The 25,560-nt window shown below is 63.3% G+C and carries 24 protein-coding genes; 13 read left to right on the top strand and 11 right to left on the bottom strand.

Annotation, left to right across the window (positions count from 1 at the left end):
- Positions 1-28: 28 nt before the first annotated feature.
- Positions 29-1,102: an alpha/beta hydrolase gene (locus ABD928_RS02470; RefSeq protein WP_345165735.1), complete on the bottom strand. Its 1,074-nt coding sequence runs from the start codon at positions 1,100-1,102 to the stop codon at positions 29-31.
- Here ABD928_RS02470 and phaR point away from each other — a divergent pair.
- The 3 genes from phaR to ABD928_RS02455 all read left to right on the top strand — a co-directional run bounded on the left by phaR (position 1,101) and on the right by ABD928_RS02455 (position 3,036).
- Complete coding sequence (phaR, locus tag ABD928_RS02465; protein ID WP_187714306.1) at positions 1,101-1,634, top strand: polyhydroxyalkanoate synthesis repressor PhaR; 534 nt, start codon at positions 1,101-1,103, stop codon at positions 1,632-1,634. The two genes, ABD928_RS02470 and phaR, sit on opposite strands and share 2 nt — an antisense overlap.
- Positions 1,631-2,107 (top strand): hypothetical protein, encoded by a 477-nt coding sequence (locus tag ABD928_RS02460; RefSeq protein ID WP_187714305.1) that lies wholly within the window; start codon positions 1,631-1,633, stop codon positions 2,105-2,107. The genes phaR and ABD928_RS02460 overlap by 4 nt, the downstream gene beginning before the upstream one ends.
- Positions 2,108-2,463: 356 nt before the next feature.
- Positions 2,464-3,036, top strand: a complete 573-nt coding sequence (locus ABD928_RS02455; protein WP_187714304.1) for a hypothetical protein — start codon at positions 2,464-2,466, stop codon at positions 3,034-3,036.
- Positions 3,037-3,039: 3 nt separating this feature from the next.
- Here ABD928_RS02455 and ABD928_RS02450 read toward each other — a convergent pair whose 3' ends face one another.
- Positions 3,040-4,818 carry an ABC transporter transmembrane domain-containing protein gene (locus ABD928_RS02450; RefSeq protein ID WP_345165730.1) on the bottom strand — a complete coding sequence of 593 codons (1,779 nt, stop codon included), beginning with the start codon at positions 4,816-4,818 and terminating at the stop codon, positions 3,040-3,042.
- A 131-nt stretch (positions 4,819-4,949) separates the two neighbouring features.
- Between ABD928_RS02450 and ABD928_RS02445 the strand changes: the two genes are divergently transcribed.
- Positions 4,950-6,182 carry a polyhydroxyalkanoate depolymerase gene (locus ABD928_RS02445; RefSeq protein ID WP_187714303.1) on the top strand — a complete coding sequence of 411 codons (1,233 nt, stop codon included), beginning with the start codon at positions 4,950-4,952 and terminating at the stop codon, positions 6,180-6,182.
- Between the two features lie 2 nt (positions 6,183-6,184).
- Here the strand turns inward: ABD928_RS02445 and ABD928_RS02440 are convergent, their stop codons facing one another.
- The 3 genes from ABD928_RS02440 to ABD928_RS02430 are packed head-to-tail and all read right to left on the bottom strand — an operon-like array spanning position 6,185 to position 8,437.
- Positions 6,185-7,570 (bottom strand): MFS transporter, encoded by a 1,386-nt coding sequence (locus ABD928_RS02440; RefSeq protein ID WP_345165725.1) that lies wholly within the window; start codon positions 7,568-7,570, stop codon positions 6,185-6,187.
- A complete protein-coding gene (locus tag ABD928_RS02435; protein WP_187714301.1) occupies positions 7,567-7,818 on the bottom strand; it encodes a hypothetical protein in 252 nt (83 codons plus the stop codon). Before ABD928_RS02435 ends, ABD928_RS02440 begins: the two co-directional genes overlap by 4 nt.
- Before the next feature lie 19 nt (positions 7,819-7,837).
- Positions 7,838-8,437, bottom strand: coding sequence for a DUF4126 domain-containing protein (locus ABD928_RS02430; RefSeq protein WP_187714300.1), 600 nt, complete (start codon positions 8,435-8,437; stop codon positions 7,838-7,840).
- A gap of 81 nt (positions 8,438-8,518) precedes the next feature.
- On the opposite strand from ABD928_RS02430, the gene ABD928_RS02425 reads away from it, so the two are divergent.
- Positions 8,519-9,745 (top strand): TCR/Tet family MFS transporter, encoded by a 1,227-nt coding sequence (locus ABD928_RS02425; protein ID WP_345165721.1) that lies wholly within the window; start codon positions 8,519-8,521, stop codon positions 9,743-9,745.
- A gap of 25 nt (positions 9,746-9,770) precedes the next feature.
- Here the strand turns inward: ABD928_RS02425 and ABD928_RS02420 are convergent, their stop codons facing one another.
- From ABD928_RS02420 to ABD928_RS02405, 4 genes are read right to left on the bottom strand one after another with little or no spacing between them, the layout of a single operon-like run.
- A complete protein-coding gene (locus ABD928_RS02420; protein WP_187714299.1) occupies positions 9,771-10,955 on the bottom strand; it encodes an acetyl-CoA C-acyltransferase in 1,185 nt (394 codons plus the stop codon).
- Positions 10,956-10,965: 10 nt separating this feature from the next.
- Positions 10,966-11,421, bottom strand: a complete 456-nt coding sequence (locus ABD928_RS02415) for a MaoC family dehydratase (RefSeq protein ID WP_187714298.1) — start codon at positions 11,419-11,421, stop codon at positions 10,966-10,968.
- A 48-nt stretch (positions 11,422-11,469) separates the two neighbouring features.
- Positions 11,470-12,597 carry a mechanosensitive ion channel family protein gene (locus tag ABD928_RS02410; protein WP_345165716.1) on the bottom strand — a complete coding sequence of 376 codons (1,128 nt, stop codon included), beginning with the start codon at positions 12,595-12,597 and terminating at the stop codon, positions 11,470-11,472.
- 32 nt (positions 12,598-12,629) lie between these two features.
- Complete coding sequence (locus tag ABD928_RS02405; RefSeq protein ID WP_345165713.1) at positions 12,630-13,658, bottom strand: DNA topoisomerase IB; 1,029 nt, start codon at positions 13,656-13,658, stop codon at positions 12,630-12,632.
- Between the two features lie 60 nt (positions 13,659-13,718).
- Between ABD928_RS02405 and ABD928_RS02400 the strand changes: the two genes are divergently transcribed.
- Entirely contained in the window at positions 13,719-14,288 is a 570-nt protein-coding gene (locus ABD928_RS02400) for a DJ-1/PfpI/YhbO family deglycase/protease (RefSeq protein ID WP_345165710.1), read from the top strand.
- Positions 14,289-14,323: 35 nt separating this feature from the next.
- Positions 14,324-14,851, top strand: a complete 528-nt coding sequence (locus tag ABD928_RS02395) for a hypothetical protein (RefSeq protein ID WP_345165707.1) — start codon at positions 14,324-14,326, stop codon at positions 14,849-14,851.
- Here ABD928_RS02395 and ABD928_RS02390 read toward each other — a convergent pair.
- A complete protein-coding gene (locus ABD928_RS02390) occupies positions 14,848-15,033 on the bottom strand; it encodes a hypothetical protein (protein WP_345165704.1) in 186 nt (61 codons plus the stop codon). The two genes, ABD928_RS02395 and ABD928_RS02390, sit on opposite strands and share 4 nt — an antisense overlap.
- 413 nt (positions 15,034-15,446) lie before the next feature.
- On the opposite strand from ABD928_RS02390, the gene ABD928_RS02385 reads away from it, so the two are divergent.
- Complete coding sequence (locus ABD928_RS02385) at positions 15,447-16,091, top strand: S24 family peptidase (RefSeq protein ID WP_345165701.1); 645 nt, start codon at positions 15,447-15,449, stop codon at positions 16,089-16,091.
- Here ABD928_RS02385 and ABD928_RS02380 read toward each other — a convergent pair whose 3' ends face one another.
- Complete coding sequence (locus ABD928_RS02380) at positions 16,092-16,262, bottom strand: hypothetical protein (protein WP_187714293.1); 171 nt, start codon at positions 16,260-16,262, stop codon at positions 16,092-16,094. It abuts the gene before it with no gap.
- A 108-nt stretch (positions 16,263-16,370) separates the two neighbouring features.
- Between ABD928_RS02380 and ABD928_RS02375 the strand changes: the two genes are divergently transcribed.
- The 5 genes from ABD928_RS02375 to ABD928_RS02355 all read left to right on the top strand — a co-directional run bounded on the left by ABD928_RS02375 (position 16,371) and on the right by ABD928_RS02355 (position 25,560).
- Entirely contained in the window at positions 16,371-16,589 is a 219-nt protein-coding gene (locus ABD928_RS02375; protein WP_317617519.1) for a hypothetical protein, read from the top strand.
- A 148-nt stretch (positions 16,590-16,737) separates the two neighbouring features.
- Positions 16,738-18,621 (top strand): autotransporter assembly complex protein TamA, encoded by a 1,884-nt coding sequence (locus tag ABD928_RS02370; protein ID WP_345165697.1) that lies wholly within the window; start codon positions 16,738-16,740, stop codon positions 18,619-18,621.
- Position 18,622: 1 nt separating this feature from the next.
- On the top strand, positions 18,623-22,789 hold the full coding sequence (locus ABD928_RS02365) for a translocation/assembly module TamB domain-containing protein (protein ID WP_345165694.1): 4,167 nt from the start codon (positions 18,623-18,625) through the stop codon (positions 22,787-22,789).
- Between the two features lie 48 nt (positions 22,790-22,837).
- Positions 22,838-24,256 carry an amino acid permease gene (locus tag ABD928_RS02360; protein WP_345165691.1) on the top strand — a complete coding sequence of 473 codons (1,419 nt, stop codon included), beginning with the start codon at positions 22,838-22,840 and terminating at the stop codon, positions 24,254-24,256.
- Between the two features lie 2 nt (positions 24,257-24,258).
- Positions 24,259-25,560 (top strand): MFS transporter, encoded by a 1,302-nt coding sequence (locus ABD928_RS02355; protein WP_345165689.1) that lies wholly within the window; start codon positions 24,259-24,261, stop codon positions 25,558-25,560.

Here is a 25,560-nt window from a genome sequence, read left to right as displayed (position 1 = left end):
TGGGAGCCGCGCTTAGCCGCAGGTGGGGCTAGCGGCAAGCCGGGTCGAGGAATGCGGCGAGCGCACAGTGCAGGCCATGGCGGGCCGATCCGACAATCATGCCAACGTGCCCGGAAGGGATGTCGTGGGTCGTTCCGGCAGGGGCGCTGACCGCCGGCGTGATGCGGTCCTTGGATGCAGTGCAATTCAGGAGCGGGACGGCCAGCCGATCGCTCATCGCTCGGCCGCGGATCATCCAGCGGCCGGATCCGGGCAGGTCGGATCCGAAGAAGTCCTCGATCAGTTCGCGGGCGGCGGGGAAGGGCAGGGCCTCGCCCTCGTTCGCCCAATCTTCCAGGACGACGAAGCGCCGCTCGTTCGCCTCGCCTGCGTCGAGCTTCGCAAAGTCGGCGAACTTGGCGACCGTTCGTGACGGATCGAGCGACCAGAATGCGGCTTGAAGAACTTCCATCGGCAGCACCTTCAGCGAAGTTGCCGGCAATTTTGCCGCGCGCCAAAGGTCGAGCAAAGATTTTCGCGAGTCTTCTGGATAATTCGAAAATCGCCAGGGCGCGGCGATCGTCGCCACGCGCTCTGCGGGGGTGAGGTTTGCAGCCGCAATCGCCATTGTCCCGCCCAGGCAGTATCCGATGAGCGCCGGCTGTTCGTCGAGTTGCGCGATGAGCGGTGCTAGCAGATTTGAAACGTGACCGCCGATGTCGTGCTCCGCTCGCTCCCGCGCGGGTCCCCAATCGAGCAGCAGGCTTCGGCGTCCCATCTGCGCGATCGCCGAAGCGAGCGACACGTCTTCGTCCAAGTCGAGCACGTCGGGCGGGTTGATCAGCGACGGGACCAGGATCGCCGGCGGACCGGTGCCACCATGGTCGCGCAACACTGCCGGGCCAACCCTGGCGACCACGCGCCCCGTCGGCCGTCGAATAGTGCGCGCCGCTCGCTCGTATTTTACGAGCCCGTCGAGCGCCGCGCGGGCGGTCTGCGGGTCGTTTTCCCCAACCATCCGGACCATCTCGAGAAACAGTGGAAGTGGGCGCGGCGCGCGTTCATGTTGCAGCGCACTATGTTCCGGTAGTAGGTGGTCCGGGGAGTTATCGGAGCGGTTCATGGCCAGGTCCTCGGACAAGGTGACAATCAAGAAATACGCTAACCGGCGTCTCTACGACACGGAATGCTCTTCCTACATCACTCTCGACCGCCTTGCGGAGATGGTGCGGGAGGGACGCGAGTTCGAAGTCGTCGATGCGAAGACGGGCGAGGACATCACGCGCCAGGTCCTGACGCAGATCATCGTCGACGAGGAAGCGCGCGGATCCACCATGCTTCCGGTAAATTTCCTGAAGCAGCTGATCGGTCTTTACGGAAACTCGATGCAGGGCGTCGTCCCGCAATATCTCGAAGCGGCCATGGACGCGTTCCAACGCAACCAGAGCGCGATGCGCGACGCTTTCGGCGGCAAGGTTTTCGCCGATCTCGCGAAGCGCAACATGGAGATGTTCGAGAACACGAGTCGCGCTTTTTCCGGACCCGCCGCAAAACCAAAGGCGAAAACGGAAAAGCCGGAGGGCGATGCCGAGCTCGACAAGCTCCGTGAAGAGCTGGCGGCCCTCAAGGACAAAGTCGACCGGCTGACCAAGTGATCGGAACACATGTGAAGAAGGTCGCGCTCGCCGCGGCGGCTTGTGCGTTCGCGCTTGGCCCACTGCGCGCCCAATCGACAACCACCGATTTCAGCTATTCGCCGATCAGTCCGGGTGCCTGGGTTTACCGGTCAGTTGCGGGCGGAAGCGAGGCCGCCTTCGTCGACGGGACAGGCACCACGCGCGCGGTTGTCGCTTGCGGTACCGTCACGCGGCTCGTGACGCTGTCGCGAACGAGCGCAGTCGCGACAACGAGCCTTTCGTTCTGGACGAGCTCGCTGTCGCGCCAATTGACGGCACGTTTCGACTCACGGTCCGGGCGACTGATCGCGCAGGTCGGGGCCTCGGATGCACTGCTGGACGCGCTCGTCTTCAGCCGTGGGCGCATCGCGATCCTGACGCCCGGCTCACCGGCGCTGGTCCTTCCGGCGGGGACAGAAATTGCGCATGTTGTCGAGGATTGCCGCGCCTAGTTTCGGCGCACGCGAATTTCCGAAGATTGCAGATTTCCAGCGCATTACAAGTCTTGTGATTTGCGCGCACACGAATCATCTTCATCTCAGCTTCAACGCAGCGAAAGGAGGTGATCCGATGTCTCATGGTTCAGCAGAGAGGTCGGAAAGGGGGGTTCGTCGGCCGTAGCGCTGGACGGACGGCCAAACACTTCCGGCCGCTGACCATGTTCGAGGGGATCGTTGCTTTGGCAGCGGTCCCCTTTAACGTATCTGTGCAATTTGATTCTTCGCAATTACACACATGGTTCGTTGCCGAAACGGAACCGTACGGCAGTTGAAGTGTCTTCTGGGCAAGACCGAAAGGAACGATTGCGATGGCCAAGTCCACCACCGGGAAAAAGTCTTCCAAGAACGAAACTCTCGATAAGATTGCCAAGGCAGCGATGAGCCGCGAAATGCTTGCGGCCGGACTTGCCGCCGCAGCTGCCGCGATCAGCGCCAGCCCTGCCGCGCGCCGCAAGATTCGCGATGCTGGCCTGGATGCCGCGGACACCGCGCAGGCGGCTGCAAGCACCATGGTTTCCAGCGCTTCGAAACTCGGGTCATTGATTGCGGAGGCGGTCGCCGATGCCGCGCAGCGAGTCCTTTCCGGCAAGTTCACGGATGAGGGAGCGCCGGTCGCCGCCAAGAGCACCGCAAAGCGTTCGAGCGCGAAACGCCCTGCGGCGAAGAAGCCTGCCGCAAGGAAGCCTGCCGCGAAGAAGGCGCCGGCGGCCGCGAAGGCTTCGACGGCTACCCGCGCGAAATCCGCGAAGCCGGCGGCGGCTCGCAAGTCCACGACCACGGCTGCGCGCAAGCCCGCCGCTCGCAAGCGGACGACAACGGCTCGCAAGGGCGGTTCGAGCCGCGGCAGCGGGACTGCACCGACAGGCGGCGCAAAGAGCTAAGTCTTAGGCGGCGCGGTCTTCGAACTGGAGCCGCGCCAGCCTTGCGTAAAGGCCCTCGCGACGTGTCAGCGTGGCGTGCGTGCCTTCCTCGACGATCCTGCCGTGATCCATCACGACGATGCGGTCGGCCGCGCGTACGGTTGCGAGGCGATGCGCAATGACGATCGTCGTTCGATCCGCCATCAAGCGGTCGAGAGCGTCCTGCACCAGCCGTTCGCTTTCTGCATCCAGCGCTGACGTCGCCTCATCGAGGAGCAACAAGGGCGCATTGCGAAGCAGCGCTCGAGCAATCGCAATGCGCTGACGTTGTCCGCCCGAGAGGCGCGCTCCGCCTTCACCCATGAACGTGTCGAGACCATCCGGAAGCTTGCGCAGGAATTCCTCGGCGTGTGCGTCGCGCGCGGCTTGCCAGATGTCCTCTTCGCTGGCGTTCCAGTTGCCGTAGCGAAGATTGTCGCGCGCGGTTGCGGCGAACATAACCGTCTCCTGAGGGACCAAAGCGATCCGCTGCCGGATGTCGGCGGGATCGGCGTCGCGGAGATCGACGCCGTCGAGCAGCACTCGGCCGGATTGCGGGTCGTAGAAGCGCTCGGCCAGCTGGAAGATCGTCGTCTTGCCGGCTCCCGAAGGACCCACCAGCGCAAGTCGCTCACGCGCCTTCACATCGAGGTTGAAGCCCTCGAGAGCGGAGACATCACGCCGCGTCGGATAATGAAAAGTGACGTCTTCGAACGTGAGCTCGCCACGGGCGGGCTGCGGCAGCACCTTCGGGTTGGCCGGCGCCCGAATGTCGGGCTCCGCTTCCAGCAACTCGGTCAGGCGTTCGGAAGCGCCGGCCGCGCGAAGGAAATCGCCATACACTTCGGACAGTGCCCCGAAAGCGCCGGCGAGAAGACCGCCGTAGAGAACGAACGCCGCAATGGTGCCACCCGTCATCCGCCCGGCGGCGACATCCACCGCGCCCTGCCAGATGATCAGGGTGATGGCACCGAACATCAGGAAGATTGCACAAGCTGTCATGATGGCGCGCAGCAGGATGCGTTTCTTGGCGGTTGCGAAGACGCGCTCGACGGCTTCGGTGAAGCGGGAGGCCTCGCGGCCTTGCTGCCCGAAAGCCTGGACGATCTTCATCGATCCAAGCACCTCGCTGGTTACTGCTCCGACATCGGCAATGCGGTCCTGGCTGCTGGTCGAGATCTTGCGGACGCGGCGGCCGAGAAGAATGATCGGTCCCAGTGCAAGTGGAAGGCCGAGCAGCATCAGTCCGGCGAGCTTCGGCGACAAATAAATGAGGATGCCGACGCAGGCGATCGCCAGGACGACGTTTCGAAGCGCGACGGAAACCGTGGTGCCGACAACTTGCTCGATAATCGTCGTGTCGACGGTCAGCCGGGAGGTAATCTCCGCGGGCCGGTTCTCTTCAAAGAAGCCGGGCGACAGGCGAAGCAGGTTGCGATGAACCGCAAGGCGGATGTCGGCGACGGTGCGCTCGCCCAGCCAGGACACGAAGAAATACCGGACAGCCGTCGCGATGGCCATCACGCCGACCAGCATCAGCAGATATTCGAACCAGCGGGCGATGTCCCGCGTGGAGCCCCCGGTGGCAAACCCTTTGTCGATGATGAGCTTGAAGGCGTATGGGACGCCCGATGTCGCCGCCGCAGCAACCACCAGGGCTGCCGCCGCCGCTGCGATATGCCCGCGATATTGCGAGGCGAAGCGCCAGATCATGCGCAGGTTCTTGACGGAGCGGCCCTTGGGGCGGTTTGCGGCGCTGGCCATCGTTGCCGACTAGCAGCCGTGGCGCTGTCCCTCAATTGCGCACCGCAATGAGTGCAGTGCAACATGGCCCTTGCCGTTGGAGCAAATGGGGTCCACATCCATTGGTTCGTGGTGATGAGGGTGCCCCCTAAATGCTGTATGACGCCTACGAAGTTCAGCGCTCGTTTCTCGCGGGTGCGAGCAAATTGGCGGGAATGAGCGCGGGGTGGCTGAATAATCCAGCAAACCCATTTGCTTACGCCTCGATGAGTCCGATGATTTCGGCGGCTCTCGACGTGTTCGCCCATGCTGCGGCGCCACGAGGGAAGCCGGAATTCGGCCTGAAGGAAACGATCGTGAAGGGCCGCAAGGTCAAGGTTCACGAGGAAATCCTGGTCCGGGAGCCGTTCGGGCAGCTCAAGCGCTTCGTCCGCGAAGGTGTGGCCGACAAGGATCCGCCGCTGCTGATCGTGGCGCCGATGTCCGGACACTTCGCGACGCTGCTTCGCGGCACGGTGGAGCGGATGCTTCCGAAGCATGACGTCTACATCACCGATTGGCGCGACGCGAAGTCGGTACCGCTCAGCGAGGGCACCTTCGATTTCGACGATTACGTCGATTATCTCATCGAGTTCATTGAGGCGATCGGCGAAGCGAGGGGCGAGCGTCCCCACGTCCTGGCGGTCTGCCAGCCGTCGGTTCCGGCCTATGCTGCCGTCGCGCTGATGAATGCTTCCCGCAATCGCTGGCGTCCAAAGACGCTGACGATGATGGGCGGACCGGTCGACAGCCGCGAGGCGCCGACTGCGGTGAATACTCTTGCGACCGAGCGTCCGCTAGCGTGGTTCCAGAAGAATGCGATCGCCACCGTTCCGCTCTATTATCCGGGCGCCGGCCGGAAGGTTTATCCGGGCTTCCTTCAGCTCGCGGGCTTCATGACCATGAACCTCGGCAGCCACCTCGTCAGCCATTGGGAGATGTTCAAGCATCTGGTCGAAGGCGATGAGGAGAGCGCGACTTCGACCCAGAATTTCTACGACGAATATCGCTCGGTCGCCGACATGACTGCCGAATTCTACCTGCAAACGGTCGATATCGTCTTCCAGCGCCATCTGCTGCCCAAGGGCCAGCTGATGCACCGCGGCGACAAGGTCGATCCCAGGGCGATCAAGGACACCGCGCTGCTCGCCATCGAGGGCGAGCGCGACGATATTTCGGGCATTGGCCAGACCAAGGCTGCGCTGGACATCTCGACCGGTCTCGGCTCGTCCAAGAAGCAATATTTCATGGCCAAGGACGTCGGCCACTACGGCATTTTCAACGGGCGCAAGTGGCGCGAGCGCATCGCGCCGGTTGTCGAGGACTGGATCGCCAAGAACGCCTGAAGTCAGGCCTTCCGCATCCGAACTCCACCCAGCATGGTGAGCGCGACGATCCCTGCAAGCGCGGCGACTACCGCCGCGATCGTCATGGCGGAGTGAAATCCGTCGAAGAGGCCGGCGTCTTCCCGGCCCAGCACGGACCCGAGCATTGCGGTTGCAATCAACCCGCCCAGCCGGGCAACGGCGCTGTTGAAGCCGGACGCCATCGCAACGTGCTGTTCCTCGACCGAGCTGAGGACCGAGGACGTCAATGGCGCGACGGCAATCGTCATTCCGATCGCTGAAACAAGTATCGTCGGAAAGACTCCCGTCCAATAGCTGGCGTCAGGGCTGACCAGCCTTCCGAGCAGCATGCCTGCACCGACCACGATCGGACCGACGGTCAGCGGCAAGCGGGGCCCGATGCGGGCGGCGAGCGAGCCCATGGTCGGCGAAATGGTGGTCATGAGAATCGGCAGCGGAAGCATCGCCATTCCAGCCTGGACCGGCGAATAGCCGCCGCTGGTGATCAGCACGTACGGGATCAGAAGCATCGCCGCCGCAAACGCACCGTAGAGAAGGAACGTCATCAGGTTCAGCCCGGTAAAGCAGCGGTCGCCGAACAGGCCGAGCGGCATCATCGCCTGCTGCCCCCGACGCTTCTCGACGAGGAGAAACCCCGCCACCAAGGCGAGGCCGGCGAGGCCGGTGGAGATCGCGGCGGTACTCCATCGGCCATTCGCCGACCACAAGGTGAGCGCATAGGTCAGGCCGCCTAGCCCTGCCGTGATCAGCAGCGCGCCGGCATAATCGGTGCGGCCAGCGCCTTTTTCCCTGCTTTCCTCAACGAACCTCAGCGCGAGCAGGATCGCTCCCAGCGCAAGCGGCAGGTTGATGTAGAAGATCGAGGGCCAGCCGGCGTGATCGACCAGCCACCCCCCGATCAGAGGCGCGACCGCCGCCGCTGCGGCTCCGGCAGCAGCCCATATGCCGACCGCACGCCCGCGCTTCTCGCCTTCGAAAGCGGCGTTGAGCAAGGCTAGGCTGTTGGGGAGCAGTAGGGCCGCGCCGACGCCCTGTGCCGCTCGGGCAGCCAACAGGATGGGAAGGGTTGCCGCCAATGCGCAAAGCAGGGACGTGACCGCGAATATGCTGGTTCCAATGACGAGCAACCGGCGCCGTCCGTAATGATCCCCCAGCGCTCCGCCCAAGAGCAGCAACGCCGACAATGGGAGAAGATAGGCGTTGACCACCCACTGGACCTCGGCCGCCCCCGCTCCGTAGCTCGCGCGGATGGCAGGTAGGGCAACGCTAAGAACGGAGCCTTCGACGAAGGACAGGCTGGACGCGAGGACGCAGGCGACAAGCGTCCAGTTGGGACTGGCTTTGCGCGTTCGCGTTCGGGGGCTCAATCGACCCGCTGAGCCAGCGCAGCCTCAACCATGTCACGCCAGACTTCAGAATCGCCGGCCGCGGCCATCGCCTCGTCCGGCTCGCGGGCAGTGTGGAGGACGGCAAGCGCCTGCTTGACGTGCTCGGGCCAGGTGAGGTCGACTTTCTCGGCTGCGGATGGATCGCTGCCTTCCGCATTGCTGCTGTGCGCTGCGCCGGCGAGCACGCGGGCGATGCGTTCGACCAGTGGGCGATTGGATTCGGGCATCTTTGAACTCCTTGCCGGACTAAACAGCTTCACGGCGTTTGGGTTCAAGCAGACGCGTCAGCGCGCGCCGAGCCGCGATCACCAGCCAGATCGACAAGGCCACGAGCAGCAGAGCGATCAGTACGGCGGCGACCGGGTTGGCGATCGCAAGCGCGAAGAGGCCCACGGTGGCCACGTCCTCGCCGGTGGACACAACTACGTTCGAGAAAGGCTCCGGGCTGACGTTCACCAATGTGCGCGCTCCCGCCTTTCCGGCATGAGCGATGAAGGCTGCACCGCCGCCGAGAAGGAAGCTTGCCACCTGCCAGCTCGGATCCGCTGAATCGACGATGGCCAGGCTCAATAGGGCTCCACCGACCGGTCGGATGACGGAGTGAACGGTGTCCCAGATGCTGTCGACCCAAGCGATCTTGTCGGCGAAGAATTCCGCGAATGCCCCGGCACCGGCAATGCCGATGATCCAGTTGTTCGCGAGCACGTCCAGCGTCCGCAACTGCTCCGGAAGCGCGACCCAGCCAAACTTCATTGCGAGACCGGTGGCGAATACCACGAGATAGAGGCGCCAGCCCGCGAGCAGGCTGATCGAAGCGGCTAGCGCGACGAGTTCGACGGCGCTCATATGATTCGAGACTAGGGCCTACAGCGCCAACCGCAAACAGCTGTTTCGACATGGCTCAGCTTCTTTGCCATGCATGAACACATGGTGCGTTTCGAACATCGGGCGGTTCCCATTGTCCTCGCCGCCGTAACCGTCGACGTCATTGGTTTCGGCATTGTCATGCCGGTGCTGCCCGAGCTGATTACCGAGCTTGGGCGGATGGACCTTGCTGCGGCGACCCGGGTGTCCGGCTGGATGCTGGCGGTTTTCGCCCTCGCGCAGTTCTTCGCCGGACCCATCATGGGGAATCTCGGTGATCGCTTTGGCCGGCGCATCGTCCTGATCGCGGCCATGATTGCCTTCGCCATCGACTATTTCGTCATGGCCTGGGCACCGACGATCGCCTGGCTGTTCGTCGGTAGGGCGGTTGCTGGGATCGCCGGCGCAAGCATGGGCCCGGCGGGTGCGGTGATTGCAGACGTGACGCCTCCGGAGAAGCGCGCCGCCACGTTCGGACTGCTCGGCGCATCATTCGGGGTCGGCTTCGTGATCGGCCCTGCGCTGGGCGGAGTCGTGTCTGCCTTCGGCACCCGAGCGCCTTTCTTCGTCGCCGGTGCGCTGGCGGCGATCAATGCAGTCGCCATGCTGCTTTTCCTGCCCGAGACATTGAAGCCGGAGAACCGTCGCCCGTTCCGCCTTCGCGATGCGCACGTCATCGGTGCATTCAAGCCGCTTTTTCACGCCGGCAATGCCACGCCTCTGCTGATCGCATGGTTCCTCTGGCAGCTGGGCGGAGTCGTTTATCCCGCTGTCTGGGCCTTCTGGGCCGCGATCCGCCTTGGCTGGGATTCGGCGGCGATCGGATGGAGCCTGGTGTGGGTCGGTGCACTCCAGCTGCTGGTGCAAGTCTTCCTCACCGAACGTGTCGTGAAGCGTCTCGGAGAGTGGGGGGCGGCTGTCGTCGGACTTTCATGCGGGGCAGTCACGTTGCTCGCCTATGCGTTCGCATCACACGGCTGGCAGGTTTACGCTTACTTTCTGATCGGCTGCCTCGGCGCGTTGGCCTGGCCGGCCATGAACGGCCTGCTGTCGCGGATGGTCGACGCGACACGGCAGGGCGCACTCCAGGGAGGACTGGGGTCGATGAACAGCGTTGCTGCCATATTCGGCCCGCTGATCGCGGCGCAGAGCCTCGCTTGGGGAAGCCGCAACGGCTTCGACGGCGCTGCCTTCCTCGTCGCTGGAATCCTGATTGCGGCGTCGGCGCTGATCATCGCGTTCGGAACGCCGCGACGACCGGCCGACGCACTGGTGGCCGCCCAGGATTGAATGAGGAATTCGGGCTGGCGGCTTCCTAGAAAACCTCGAACAATCCAGCCGCGCCCATGCCGCCGCCGATGCACATGGTGGTGACGACATATTTCGCGCCGCGGCGCTTGCCCTCGATCAAAGCATGACCGGTCAGGCGCGCACCTGACATGCCGTACGGGTGGCCGATCGAAATCGCGCCACCGTCTACGTTGAGCAGGTCGTTGGGGATTCCGAGCTTGTCGCGGCAATAGAGCACCTGGACCGCAAATGCCTCGTTCAGCTCCCACAGGCCGATGTCGTCCATTTTCAGGCCGAACCGGTCGAGCAGCTTGGGAACCGCGAATACGGGACCGATACCCATTTCGTCCGGCTCCGTGCCGGCGACCGCCATGCCGACATAGCGGCCGAGCGGCTCCAGGCCGCGCTTCTCTGCGACCGTAGCGTCCATGATGATGCAAGCCGACGAACCGTCGCTGAGCTGGCTGGCGTTGCCGGCGGTGATGTGCGTGCCGGGGCCAAGCACCGGCTGCAGGGATGCGAGGCCTTCCAACGTGGTGTCGGCGCGATTGCCTTCGTCCTTGGCGAGCGAGACTTCCTTTTGCGAAACCTCGCCGGTTTCCTTGTCCTTGACGCTCATCGTCACCGTGACCGGCACGATTTCGGCATCGAAGCGGCCGGCAGCCTGCGCGGCGGCCGTTCGCTGCTGCGACTGGAGAGCATATTCGTCCTGCGCCTCGCGGCTGATCTTGTAGCGCTGGGCGACGGTCTCCGCCGTGCCGAGCATCGGCATGTAGACATCCTTGTGAATCGCGATCAGCGAAGGGTCGCCGCCGATCCGCATTTCGGGCGTCTGCACCAGGCTGATCGAATCCTGTCCGCCGGCGGCAACGATATCCATCCTGTCGATGATGACCTGCTTCGCGGCAGTCGCGATGGCCATCAGGCCGGACGCGCACTGGCGGTCGATAGTCTGCCCGCTAACGGTCACCGGACAGCCGGCGCGCAAGGCGACCTGCCGGCCGATATTGCCCGCCTGAACGCCCTGGGTGAGCACGCAGCCCCACGTCACGTCGTCGATTTCGCCAGCGTCGATGCCTGCACGCTCGATGGCCGGTGCAAGTGAAAGCGCACCAAGAGTTGCACCAGGTGTCGCATTGAACGCGCCCTTGTAAGCACGGCCGATGGGGGTTCGCGCGGTCGAAACGATTACGGCGTCGCGGACGGACATTCTTCTCTCCTCAAACGAACAGCAGGCCGAGCCATTCGGCCGTCAGTGCGGGCTTCTCCTCGCCCTCGATCTCTACGGTCACGGTGTGACGCAACAGCAATTGCCCGGGCGCTTTCTCGTCCACCGAGTCAAGCCGGAAGCGGCCGCGGATCCGCTTGCCGCTGCGGACCGGTGCAATGAAGCGCACGCGATCGAGACCGTAGTTGACCGCCATCCTGATGCTGTCCGGCACAAGCATCGCCTCCGCGGCCATGCGCGAAAGCATCGACAGGGTCAGGAAGCCGTGGCCGATCGTCCCACCGAACGGCGTCTGCGCGGCAGCCACGGGATCAACATGAATGAACTGACGATCCTCGGTCGCGTCGGCGAATTGGTCGATCCGCTGCTGGTCCATTGTTAGCCAACTCGAAACGCCGACTTCGGAGCCGATGCGCGAGCGGAGGTCGTAAAGGGAAGTAACTGGCACGATTGTCAGTTAGAACGGCCAGACGCGCGTGGGCAAGTCGAACTTCGCTCAGCCTTCGGAACCTGAAGCACCGCGCTCGGCATAGGGCATGATGAACGATCCGTCTGGTGCGGCCGTGAAGGACGTTTGCGTTGGATAGGCGAAGGCGATGCCCTCGCTTTCGAACGCGCGCTTCACGTTGACGATGATCTCGGACCGGTGGCGCGCCAGCGAGTCCGGGTCTCGCGTTCTATCGTCATAGACGATTTCGCAGTCGATCGAGCTCGGTCCGAACGCGAGGGCGCAGCAGCGGACGAGCTTGCAGTTCTTCACCGCGTCGACCGGTCCAGCCACGATCTCCGGCAATCGCTCGAGCGTCTCGGACGATGTCTGGTAGACTAGACCGAACGGCAACCAAGTGCGCCGCACCCGAGCGTCGGTGACGTTGTGTAGCTCCTGCTCGAGGAGCTTGGTGTTGGCCATGATGACCTGTTCGCCGCTGGCCCCGCGGAGGCGAGTGGTCTTGAGCCCGATCCGTTCGACCACGCCGGTCGTGGTGCCGTAACGGACGACATCACCCTTGCGGAACGGTTTGTCGAACAGGATCGAAAGGGCCGCGAAAAGGTCCGCGAAAATGCCCTGCGCGGCAAGGCCGATTGCAATGCCGCCGATGCCGAGGCCGGCAACCAGCGCAGTGACGTTGACCCCGAGATTGTCGAGAATGACGATGAAGGCGATCGCGAAGAGGACCACGCTGACAAGCACGCGGATGATCGACGTCGCGTTACTCAGCGCGGACTCGCTCGTTTCTTCGCCGACCTTCCGCGCAATCAGGCCGAGGATCAGCTCCCGAGCCCAGATCGCGCCCTGAAGGGCGGAGGCGACCGTGAAGCCGATGTCGACCAAGTGCTGAGCGCGCCGCGGAAGCTGGGCGTAGGTGGTGACAATGTCGATCGCCGTCATCACCATGAAAAAGACGGTCGTTCGCGCCAGCACGCGGCCGATGACGCTCTGCCATCCGAAATGCTGGGCCTCGGTTTCGCGGGCGACCATCCTTTGGCCGACAAGGCGCAGGATCAGCATCAGCCCGACGATGCCGGCCGCCACCAGTGCGCCGACCAAAGCGCTTTCGCGGTTCTCGATCAGCCAGGAGATGACCGATTGGGTAGGTTTTACGGCGTCGAATTTCGGCTTCATGAGGCGGCTTGTGGCGGCGGTGCCAACCGCAATCAAGTTTTCGCGGTACGCTTCTCGGCGCCAAGAAACTTGAGAAGGCCAACCTCTTCGGCCGACAGCCACTTGCGCTCGCGCGGCCTTTTCAGACCGTTAAGCGGGTTTCGCGGGCGGTCGCGAGCGGCTTCGATCAGCTTGGGATGGACATAGGATTTGCGGCTGATGGCCGGCGTATTGCCGAGCGCTTCCGCGACGGGCTCCAGGACCGTCTTGAGGCTGATGCGTGCCTTCTCGAACTCGGTTGCGGCCAGCATCTGCTCGAAGGCGATCACACTCGCGCCCCAGGTGCGGAAGTTCTTGGCGGTGAAGTCGCCTCCGGATGCTTCGCGGATATAGGCGTTGACGTCGGCGGAACTCACCGCGCAGGCTTCCCCGTCTTCGGCCATGTACTGGAAGAGATGCTGGCCCGGCAGGTCCTGGCATTTCGAAACGATCCGCCGAAGATTGGAATCCGTAATCGGCACCTCGTGGACGATCCCGTGCTTGCCGGTGAACCGCATCGTCAGCTTGTTGCCCTTGCGGCGGAGATGCCGCGACCTGAGCGTGGTCGCTCCGAAGCTCTTGTTCGCTTTCGCATATTGCTCGTTGCCGATGCGGAGGTAGCCCGTGTCGAGCAGTCGAACGACCGCCGCCAGCACCGCGTCTCGGCTCAGCGAGCGCTTCTTGAGGTCGGCCGCAACCCGGGCGCGGATCTTCGGCAAGGACAGTCCGAATTCCAGTGTGCCGGTATATTTCTTCTTATCCCGCCTAGCCCGAAACCCGAGGTGGTAGCGGTATTGTTTGCGCCCCCGAGCATCGATGCCGGTCGCCTGAAGATGGCCGTTTTCGTCCTTGCAGAACCACGCGTTCTCATAAGCCGGCGGAAGCGCGATCGCATTCAGACGTTCGATCGTCTCGCGATCGGTCACCCGGGCGCCGGATTCATCAAAATATTGCCAGTACCGGCCTTGCTTCCTGCGGGTGTAGCCGGGCTCGCTGTCGCTGCTGTGCCTCAGCCTGCCGCCGTTCCGCTTCTCATCGCCCATCGGCACGCTTAAGCGCCGGGAGGGCCAGCGAGTTCCTGACCGAGCCCAAAGGAGGTGCCTGTGCCCGAGATTTCGAATGCGCGAATCCTGATTGTTTCGAGCGACGGCTTCGAAGAATCGGAACTGTTCGGCCCGCGCCAGATCTTTCAGGATCGAGGCGCGAATGTGAAACTTGCGTCTCCGGATCTGAAGCCGATTCAGGCGACCGTTCACGACGATCCCGGCAGGACGATCCGCCCGGATCTAACGATCGAGCAGGCTCGCGCCGAGGATTACGACGCATTGGTCCTCCCCGGCGGTGTCCGCAATCCCGATCACTTGCGGACGAACGGAGCGGCAATCGAGCTGATCCGCGCCTTCAACCAGGCGGGAAAGCCCATTGCCGCCATCTGTCATGGTCCCTGGCTGCTGGTCGAGGCCGACCTCCTGCGCGGAAAGACGGCGACCAGCTGGCCATCGATCCGCACCGATCTTCGCAATGCGGGCGCGAATGTCGTCGACGAAGCTGCCGTGACCGACGGAAACATCGTCACAAGCCGCAACCCCGACGATGTACCTGCCTTCACGGAAGCCGTCATCCGGCTGGTCGAGAAGTCCGGTGCGATGGCGGCCGCCGAGGAAACTGCCTAACCGGCTGGAAAGGATTTCCCGTTACACCCGATCGCATGGGTGAGCGCGAAAACATTGGGTGGTCGCTGGCGTTCGAACTTGCGCCGGCTGCGATATTTGGGTCGGCGGTGGCTTTTGCGGCCGGGACGTTCGGTGGTCAGTCGATTGTCGCGGTGACACCCGTGGCAGCAGGCGCGGGAGCGTTTGGCGCAACCTGGCTTTTCCTCAGGAAATTCGGGGGAGAGCGAAGGGGCTTTCCGATCAGCCAGTTCGAGCAGGCTCCGGCGGAGTATGAACAATCGTCCGTTGCCGAACTGCTGGAACAGGCCGACGTGGTTGGCATCGTCGAGCGGCTCGGTGCCACCGAGGAAAAAGCGCCCGGTGAAGAACTCGTACTTGACGAGGTAGTGGAGCCTGAAGTTCCAGATTCGCGCGTTGTGCAGCTTTTCCAGCCTGCGGAGACGGCGGGCGAAATGCGAGAGCGGATTGAAACCCATCTGCGCGGTAATCCCCGGCGAACTCCGCCGGACGCGACGCAAGAGCTGCACGATGCGCTTGCAGCTCTCCGCCGCTCGCTCCGCTAATTCTCTATCGTCAGCGCCTCGATGGCGAAGCTGAGGGAGCCGTCGCGCTCGTGTGACGGCTTTCCGTACACGAGCACGTCGGCGACCAGCTGTCCGGGAATCGCGAACTCGCTGTCCGAGAGATCGCTGGTCATCATCTTGAAGATTTCATTGGCTCCTGGCCCTGGAATCCTGAACTGCATTTCGTGACGTTCGCCGACGAAAGTGAGCGATTGCCAATCGGTTGAACGATAGTGCGTAAGCAAAATCCTATCACGATTGACGAGTGCGCGGGCGAGGAGGGCACGTAGCAAGGCAGCGCCAGCCCGGGACATGGCAAGGCGGTTCATTGGACAGTCTCCAGAAAAGCACGGACACGCTCGACTGTCGCTTCGCGCGGCTCTCGCCCTCTGCGAAGGTCGAACACGAAGCGTGGATCGCCAACCGCGTCGCGACCGAAACGAGTCGGCGCGATTTGGCTCCGATTCAGGAACTTCTCAACTTCACGAAGTAAATGCACTTGCTATTCCTCATTACCCAACGCGACTCGGCTGCCCATTCCCTCCCAATGCAATTCCTACTTGTCTAGGGATTTTCCTATAACTATGAGGAAACCATGTTGAACGACCCCCGCACAGTTCTTGAGCGGCTATGCGCCGAGCGGGGGGAGGACTTTGCCGGCCTTTCGCGGATGCTGGGTCGCAACCCGGCCTACATCCAGCAATTCGTCCGCCGCGGCGTCCCGAAGCGCCTCGGTGAGGATGAACGCCGCAAGCTCGCACGATATTTTTCCGTCTCGGAGGCGCTACTTGGTGGACCGTCGGGCGATGAGGCGGTTGGTGGGTTGGTCGCCGTAAACCGCAGCGCGGTTCGTGCCTCGGCGGGACCGGGGGCAATCCCGTACGATCAAGTCGGCAAAGCCTATTTCGCATTCGACGAGGGCTGGCTGAAAAGCCTGACCCAATCGCCGGCCGGCCGTCTGTCCATCATCCGTGTCGAAGGCGATTCCATGGCGCCGACGCTGAACGCGGGCGACGATATTCTGGTCGACCTGGGCGACTGCAACGAAAGACTGCGAGACGGGATCTACGTCCTTCGCGCCGACGATGCGCTGGTCGTCAAGCGCCTCGCGCTTCATCCGGCCGGCCGGCGAGTCACTGTGCAGTCTGACAATCCCGCCTATCCCGATTGGCCGGATTGCGACATCGAGGCGATCAACTGTATCGGCCGCGTTATCTGGGCCGGCCGCAAGATCGGCTGATCAGCGGCGCGAGCGATCCAGCAACCAGATGGCTGCGGCCATCGCCGCGCCCGCAAACGTGCCGATCAATATGCCCTTCATGGGATTGCCAGCCATGACGCCCCAGATCGCTCCGGCGAGGATCGCGATCATCCACAGGAATCCGCCGGCCATCGGTTTTCGTGTCGCCATGAAATCGCTCATGGCAGAGCGCGGTCGTTGGCTCCACCCCTCCAAACATTCATGGTGAACGATCGGTTGACCAGGAATGTCGGTCATCGGGAAAGGGGTTCGGGGTTAATGGGAGACATGGACTCGCCCTACATCGCTGGCCGCCTTGCTCTCACGGAAGCTTCGGACCTTATCGACCGCTTCGGGGACGATGCAGGGTTTGAGGCCGCGGCGCGTGCGGAAAGCAGCCGCGATGCGGGCAACTTGCTTCGATTCTGCCATTGGCGGCAGATCGAGCGGGTCATCGCGACACTTTCCGACGAAGAAGTGCGTGGAACTGTGCACTAGACCATAGACCGGACTGGCGCCGTTCAGGAGCGCCGGTTAGGCTCCTATCATGAGAGCGTGGGGAAGAGCGCCGCTGACCGCATGCGCGGTCGCTGCATTGCTGTGCCCTTTCGCCCCCGCTTGGTCGCAATCGCAGGGATCCGCGGAATTGGATCCGAATGCGCCGCTCGATCCCATGCCGGACCTTGGCGTCGACTGGCCGGACATGAACGCGCCGGACGTGATTGCTCCGCTGGACGCCACCGAACCTGCTGCGGATGCGACTGAGACGAAGGCGGCCGAAGTCGATTCCACCAAGGAAAGCAAATACTCCGTTGTCCTGGAAGGCCTTCAGGGGGTCGATGGCGAGCGGGCGCTCACGGAAACGTTCAATACGCAATCGGCGCTTCGCCAAGGCCATGGCGAGGCATTGAATGCGGCGCAGATCGACCGGCGGTCGAGGGCGGACGCAGACCTACTGACCCAGCTCCTGCGATCCCGCGGCTATTTTGATGCCGTGGTCGATCCCCGGATTGAGCCGATCAAGGACGCGATCCGCGTTGTTCTGGTCGCCGACCCGGGGCGACAATTCACGTTTCAGTCGGTTGAGCTTCCCGGCCTCGAGTCGGCCGGCGAGGAAGCGGCATCGCTGCGCAGCGCATTCGCCGTCAAGGCGGGCGATCCGGTGATCGCGGAAAACGTCATCAATGCCGGTACCGCGCTCAAGGTCGCGCTTGGGGAGGATGGCTATGCGCTAGCGGAAATTGGCGAGCAAAAGATCGAAGCCGATCACCGAACGCAAACCGCCACCCTGGTCCTGCCCGTGCAACCCGGACCGGTCGCGCATTTCGGGAAGTTCACGGTCAGCGGCAAGCCTCCGTTCTCGGCCCGTCACATCGCGACCATCGCGCGGTTCGACACGGGTGACCAGTTCAAGCAATCGAAGGTCAATGACCTGCGACGTGCGCTCGTCGCGACGGGGCTCGTCGCGTCAGCCGATGTAAAGCTCGTCCCGTCAGCCGATCGGCAGACAATCAATATCGACGTACACCTCGAGCCCGCTCCGATGCGGACCGTTGCCGGAGAACTCGGCTACGGCACGGGTGAAGGCGTGCGCGTTGAGGCGAGCTGGCAGCATCGCAACTTCATCAATCCGGAAGGCGCCCTCACGGTGCGGGGCATCGCCGGCACGCAGGAGCAGATGGCATCGGTCGAGCTTCGCCGCAGCAATTTCCGCCGCCGCGACCAGACGCTCGACATCCTGGCGCTCGCCAGCAACGTCAATCGTGATGCTTATGAAGCGCGGACGCTCCGGCTCAGCGGCCTGATCGAGCGGCAGAGCAACATCATCTGGCAGAAGAAGTGGACGTGGAGCTACGGCGCGGACCTCATCGCGACCGACGAGCGCGGCATCTTCAACGACATCAATACCAAGGAAACGCGGGCCTTCTTCATAGGCGCGTTGCCGCTAAGTCTCCGTTACGACGGATCGAACGACCTACTGAACCCCTCGACGGGCTTTCGACTCGGCGGCCGCGTCAGCCCGGAGGTCTCGGTCAAGGGCTCGAATACAACATATGCGCGGATCCAGTTGGACGCGAGCGCCTACCGGCCGGTTTCGGACAGTGTCGTGCTGGCCGGCAGAATCAGGCTTGGGACGATCCTCGGGGCTGAGTCGTCGGAAATTGCTCCCTCCAGGCGTTTCTACTCAGGGGGAGGCGGCTCCGTCCGCGGGTATGGCTTCCAGCGCCTGGGCCCGCGCGACGCATTCGACGATCCGATCGGCGGGTCAGGTCTCGCCGAATTTGCCCTCGAAGCACGCATCCGTCTCAAAGCGTTCGGAGGCAATTTCGGAGTGGTCCCGTTCCTCGACGGTGGCACTCTAACCACGGACGCCATGCCGGATCTCAATAGCTGGCAGCTCGGCGCGGGCGTGGGCCTTCGATACTATTCGGCTTTCGGACCGATCCGGATTGATGTCGGAACGCCGCTCAATCCGCGGGCCAACGATTCCAGGATCGCCGTCGTCGTTTCTCTAGGACAAGCGTTCTAGCGTGGCCGAGGCCGCCGAAACCGCAGTCCCGGCTGCGCCGCCCGATCGGCCGAAGCGGAGCTGGCCGCGGCGCCTGGCGACCGAGTTGCTGGCATTCGTTGCGGCCATTTTCGCATTGGCCGTTGTCGGGCTGATCGTTCTCGACACCGCTCCGGGCCACCGCTTCATCGTCGACCGGATCGAGCGAATCGAGACGTCTTCTGGGCTGCGCTTCCGCATCGGGCGCATCGAAGGCTCAATTTTCCGCGAAACGAAGCTCAAGAACATTGCGGTGCTCGATCAGAACGGAGTCTTCGTCACTTCGCCCGAAATCGATATCGACTGGGCGCCGCTGCGCTGGTTTCGCAACTCGCTTTTCCTGGAGCGGATCGAGGCGGATCGAATAACGCTTCTCCGTCTGCCGAAAATGAAAGCGACTGGGCGACATGGCCCATTGCTTCCCAAGTTCGACATCCATGTTGGCGAACTCAGCATCCACCGGCTCGAGCTTGCGAAGGACGTCACCGGCGTTGCGCGCAGCGGGTCGGTCTACGGAAGCGCCGACGTGCGTGGAGGCCGGGCTCTCGTCGATCTCCGTGCAAAAATGGACCGCGGCGGCGACCAGCTCGCGCTCAAGCTCGATGCCGAGCCGGACGGCAACAGGTTCGATTTGGAAGTCCGCTCGCACTCTCCCGCCGACGGAATTGTTCCGGCGTTGCTTGGCTGGAAACGCTCGATCGATCTGGTTGTGACCGGCGACGGCTCGTGGACCGCATGGCGGGGTATCGCAGCGCTGGATGTTTCGAATCGGAAGGCTGCCCGCCTCGAGTTGACCGTTCGCGACGGTCGATACGGTCTTTCGGGCGCGCTTGCACCCGCGCCATTTCTGAAAGGGCGATGGAAGGCGCTGACGTCACCGACGGTGAAGGTGATCGGCGACGCCACATTCAAGGATCGGATACTTGGCGGGAAGCTGACCGTCGGTTCGGCAGCGCTGCGCGCCGTCGCAAGCGGCGCGGTCGACCTTGCCGAGGGCCGGTACGAGGACCTTCGCCTGGGCGTCGATCTGCTTCGTCCACAAGCGCTGTTCACCAACATGACGGGTCGCGACATCCGCATGCTGTGGACGCTCGACGGCCCGTATGAGACCGCGCGCTTTTCGTACCGCCTGACGTCTCCCGCCCTGAAGTTCGACGACATCGGTTTCGTGAACGTGCGTGCCGAAGGGAGCGGCAATCTTTCGCCGTGGCCGATGCGCGTTCCGCTGCAACTGTCGGCCCGGGCGATTACGGGCATCGGCGATGTCGCGGGCGACATTCTCGCCAACGCACGGCTCGACGGCGTCCTGACAGTCACGCCGAAGTTCGTTCGAGGTGATGGGCTGCAGCTCAGAAGCGCGAAGCTGAACGCGAAGCTCGGGCTGCTGTTCGATCTGGTGACCGGCCATTTCCGGGTGGTGATTTCTGGCGGACTGACGCGCTATTTCATTGAGGGCCTGGGAATCGTCGACGTCCAGACGGAACTCACGGTCGTGCCCGGCCCGAATGGCAAGGGCTCGAGAGTGGTCGGCACCGGCAAGGTCTGGGTCCGAAGGCTCGACAACAGTTTCTTTGCCAGCCTCACGGGCGGCCTGCCGAGAATCGAGACGCGGCTCGAGCGAGGCCCGGATGGGATCCTCTATTTCACCGGCCTTCAGCTTTACTCGCCCAAGCTTCGCCTGGCTGGCGAAGGTCGTCGCAACCATGACGGTACTTTCCACATGGTGGGCCGCGGAAAGCAGGCGCTCTACGGTTCGTTCCGGCTGACTCTCGATGGAGATATCGTCCGGCCGCGCGTTCAACTCTTCCTGGATAGCCCGAATGAGGCTCTCGGACTCCGCGACGTGAACGTATTGCTGGACCCGACAGCCGCGGGTTTCGACTACAAAGCGAACGGTCAGTCGCGATTGGGTCCCTTCACCAGCAACGGCCGCATCCTCCTGCCCAAGGGCGGAGCGGCGGTTATCTCGATTGCTGCCCTGGATGTCAGCGGGACACGCGCCTCGGGCGATCTACGCGCCGACCCGGGCGGCTTCACCGGCACGTTGACACTGGCTGGGGGAGGGCTCGACGGCACACTTGGCTTTGCGCCCGTGAATGGCGCGCAGAGGATCGAGGCGCATCTCAACGCGACAGACGTCCATTTCCCGATGCTGGCTGTGAAGTCGGGACGGATCGATGGCAGCATGATCCTGCAGGACGGCCGCACGACCATCGACGGATCGGTCAACGCACATGGCCTTCAGATGTCCGGCATGACCCTGGCCAGCCTGAAGGCCAACGCAAAGCTGGTGAACGGGTCAGGACAGATCCAGGCAGTGCTCGCTGGTCGCCGCGGCGCGGCATTCGAATTCAACGCGCTGGCGGATGTATCGCCCGACCGCATCGAGGTCACAGGGAAGGGTTCCGTCGAGCACCAGCCGCTTGTTCTGAACCAGGCTGCGGTCCTCACGCGAGCGGGTGACGGCTGGCAGCTCGCTCCCACCAGCATAACCTTTTCCAGTGGGCGCGCGGTCGTCGCGGGCCGCAGCGGATCGCTCCCCGAGGTTCACGTCCAACTGCAGTCCATGCCACTGGAAGTGCTGGATCTCGGCTGGCCCGATCTCGATCTCAGCGGAATCGCTTCCGGCCGGCTCGACTACGCCTGGAAGGGCAACCGCAACGGGCGCGTCGACCTCAAGATCCGTGGCCTTAGCCGGTCAGGGCTCGTGCTTGCGTCAAAGCCGATCGACGTCGGTGTCGCCGCCATCATCACCGGCGACAAGGCAGCGATGCGGGCTGTGGCGGTCAGTGGAGGCGAGACGATCGGGCGTGCACAGGTTCGCTTCGCGCCGATCGGTGGCGGGGACCTTGTGACGGAGTTGCTCAATGCCCCATTGCTGGCCCAGCTTCGCTATGCCGGCCCAACCGACACGCTTTGGCGGCTGTCGGGGATCGAGATCTTCGACCTGACAGGTCCGATTTCGATCGGCGCGGACATTGGCGGCAAGCTCGTCGATCCGACCATTCGCGGATCGGTTCACACGACGAACGGTCGCGTCGAGAGCGCAGTCACCGGCACACTCGTCGAACAGCTCCAGGTCGACGGGCAGTTCATCGGTTCACGCCTGGTTTTCAAGCGGCTGGCCGGGACGACCAAAGGCAATGGGTCCGTCGAAGGTACCGGAACGGTGGACTTCAGCGGTGGGATGGCCGCGCTAAACCTTTCGTTCAACGCCAGCCACGCGCTGCTGCTCGACCGCGACGACATCGCCGCGCGGGTCACCGGACCCATTCAGGTCCGTTCGGACGGGCAGGGCGGAACGATCAGCGGCAAGCTCCATCTCGACAACGGTCGGTTCACCTTGGGCCAGGCGAGCGCCGCTGCAGCCGTCCCGCAATTGCAAGTGCGTCACATCGGCCTCGATCAGGACGAGGTCATCGAAATTGCCGCCCTTCATCCGTGGAGGCTCGACTTCGACGTATCGGGCGGCGAGGTCAAAGTGCGGGGACTAGGGATCGACAGCATCTGGTCCACCAATCTGCACGTTACCGGCACGGCGGATGCGCCCCGCATGACCGGCCAGGCAAATCTCGTCCGCGGCGAATATGACTTCGCCGGCCGGACCTTCCGACTGGATCGGGGAATCATCCGCTTCCGGGGCGAATATCCGCCGGATCCGATCCTCGACATTCGAGCACAGGCGAACGTGCAGGGCCTGGACGCGACGGTGGTCGTCGGGGGCAGCGGGTTGCAGCCGGATATCAGCTTCACAAGCGTTCCGCCGCTTCCTGAGGATGAGCTTCTCTCCCGCATCCTGTTCGGCACTTCGATTACCAACCTGTCCGCCGCCGAGGCTCTGCAGCTCGCATCCGCGGTCGCCGCCCTTCAGTCCGGCGGCGGTGGACTGGACCCGATCAACAGCTTGCGGAAGGCCGTGGGCCTGGACCGGCTCCGGATCATTCCCGCCGACGTCGCAACCGGGCAGAAGACTGCCGTCGCGGCGGGTAAGTTCGTGACTCGTAGGCTGTACGTCGAAGTCATCACGGACGGGCAGGGCTATTCCGCCACGCGCGCGGAGTTCCAGGTGACCCGCTGGCTTTCGATCCTTTCGTCGATTTCGACGATCGGCCGGACCAGCGCGAACCTCAGGGTCAGCAAGGATTATTGAGCCGCACCCGCTGGCGTGCCAGAACAGCGCTCAGGCAGGGGAGGCTTCATGAAGAACTGGAATGTGCGCAAGCAGGTCGTCGCTCGCGAGGACCTTCCGGAAGAGCATCGTCTTGCGCAGTCCCTGTCCTGGCCGCACCTCGTCGCGCTTGGCGTCGGGGCAATCGTCGGTACCGGCATTCTTACATTGATCGGGGTCGGCGCCGGCAAGGCGGGCCCGGCCGTGATCCTGTCCTTCGCCATCGCCGGCGCGATCTGTGCCTGCGCAGCGCTCGCCTATGCGGAAGTCGCCACGATGATCCCTGCTTCGGGCAGCGCGTACACCTATTCCTACGCGGTTTTCGGCGAGCTCATCGCCTGGATGATCGGCGTGGCGCTGATCCTCGAATACACCTTGGTCGTCAGCGCCGTGGCCGTCGGTTGGTCGGGCTATGCGGCGGGTTTTCTAAGCTCGATAGGAATGGGGTTACCTGACGCCCTGATAAAGGGGCCAGAGCTCGGGGGGATCATCAACGTCCCCGCGATCTTCATTATCGTCGTTGTCGCCGGGATGCTGATTGCCGGCACACGCGAAAGCGCGACCGTGAATGCCATCTTGGTCGTTATCAAGATGGCGGCGCTCGCCTTGTTCATTGCTGTTGCTTTGCCGGTCTTCGACTCCTCGCATTTCCAGCCGTTCATGCCGTTCGGCTTCCCCAAATCTGGACCGTCGGGAAGCGAAGTCGGGGTGATGGCGGCCGCGGCGATCATCTTCTTTGCCTTCTACGGCTTCGACGCGATCGCGACTGCGGCGGAGGAAGCCAAGGACCCGAGCCGCGACCTTGCCATCGGTATCGTCGGGTCGATGGTCGTTTGCGTCGCGATCTACATGGTCGTCGCGGCCGCAGCGATCGGCGCGGTCGCCTACACCGGCTTTGCCGATAGCGCCGAGCCATTGGCGCTCATCCTGCGTGAGATCGGGCAGCCGTGGGCAGCACGCGTGCTTGGCGCTTCGGCAGTGATTGCGCTGCCAACGGTGATCCTCGCGTTCTTCTACGGGCAGAGCCGCATCTTCTTCACCGTCGCGCGCGATGGGCTGCTGCCAAGCTCGCTCGCACGGGTGTCGAGCCGCGGAACGCCGGTCCGCATCACGATCTTCACGGCGGTCGTCACGTCAGTTTTCGCAGGCCTGATCCCACTGACCTCGATCGCCGCCTTGGCCAATGCGGGAACACTCGCGGCTTTCGTCGCGGTATGTGCGGCGATGCTGGTTCTTCGCCAGCGGGAGCCGAATCGCGAACGGCGTTTCAAGACGCCGCTGCCCTGGCTCGTCGGCATCGCTGGCATCCTCGGCTGCCTGTATCTCTTCTACAGTCTGCCAACGCGCACACAGTTGTTCTTCTTCATCGCACAAGCGATCGGTGTGGTGCTTTACTTCATCTATGGGCACGGCGCCGCTGCTCGCGCCAGAGCCCAAAAGACCGCTTAGCCTTGGCGACGGCGGCTGCCGCAAGTTCGGCTGCGGACGCGCGGAAACGGATCCGGGATATCCTGGGCGGTTCGGCGGGCAATCTCGTCGAATGGTACGACTGGTATGCCTACTCCGTCCTGACCATCTACTTCGCGCCGGTCTTCTTCCCGAAAGAAGATCCGACCGCCCAACTGCTGAGCGCCGCGGCAATTTTTGCCGTCGGCTTCCTGATGCGACCCATCGGCGCATGGATGATGGGCATCTATTCGGACCGCTACGGCAGGAAGTCGGGGCTGACCTTGTCCGTTGCCTTGATGGCTGGCGGTGCACTGTTGATTGCGGCGGCTCCGACCTACGCGATGGCTGGAGCGATTGCGCCAACGATCCTTGTCGTCGCACGAATGCTGCAAGGTTTGTCGGTCGGCGGCGAATATGGCGCCAGCGCGACCTACATCTCCGAAAAGGCGATGCGCAATCGGCGCGCCTTCTGGGCGAGCTTTCAGTATATCACCCTGATCGGCGGGCAGCTGCTGGCGCTTGCCGTGGTCGTTCTTCTTCAGGCCTTGATGCCGGAATCTGAACTCCAGCAATGGGGTTGGCGGATCGCGTTTGGTGTCGGCGCAATCCTCGCCTTCGCCGTCTATTTCCTCCGCGCAAGGCTCGGGGAGACGGAGTCCTTCAAGAGGCAGAGCAAGGACCGGGCGCCATCGACGATCAGCCATCTATGGCGCAGTCATCCCCGCGAGTTCCTGATCGTCGCTGCAATCAGCGGCGGAGGCTCCGCCGCCTTCTACGCCTACACGACTTACATGCAGAAGTTCCTTGTCAACACGAGCGGATTTTCCAAGCCCACTGCAACGATGATCATGACCATCGCGCTCATCGTCTTCATGCTGATCCAGCCATGGTGGGGGATGGCGGCCGACCGATGGGGTCGGAAGCCGATGCTCTACATCTTCGGCTTCGGCGGAACCCTGGTCTCGGTTCCGATCTACAGCGCAATCAGCGGGGCGACGGAGCCGATGACGGCTCTCGCGCTGGTCCTGGTTCCGTTGGTGCTGCTCGGTGCGTACACATCGATCAGCGGCCTCATCAAAGCCGAACTTTTTCCGGCACACATCCGCACGCTTGGCGTGGCCTTGCCCTATGCGGTGGGCAACACCTTGTTCGGAGGCACGGCCGAATATGTAGCGCTTTGGTTCAAGCAGGCGGGTGTCGAGAGCGGTTTCTATTGGTATCTCTCAGCGGTCATTGGAATGGCCGCGATCGGCTTCGTGATGCTGCCTGAAACCAAGACGAACAGCCAGATCCTGGAGGAGTGA

This window comes from Sphingomonas daechungensis (assembly GCF_039543105.1).
Taxonomy (GTDB): Bacteria; Pseudomonadota; Alphaproteobacteria; order Sphingomonadales; family Sphingomonadaceae; genus Sphingomicrobium; species Sphingomicrobium daechungense.
This window is presented reverse-complemented; position numbering and strand designations above follow the sequence as displayed.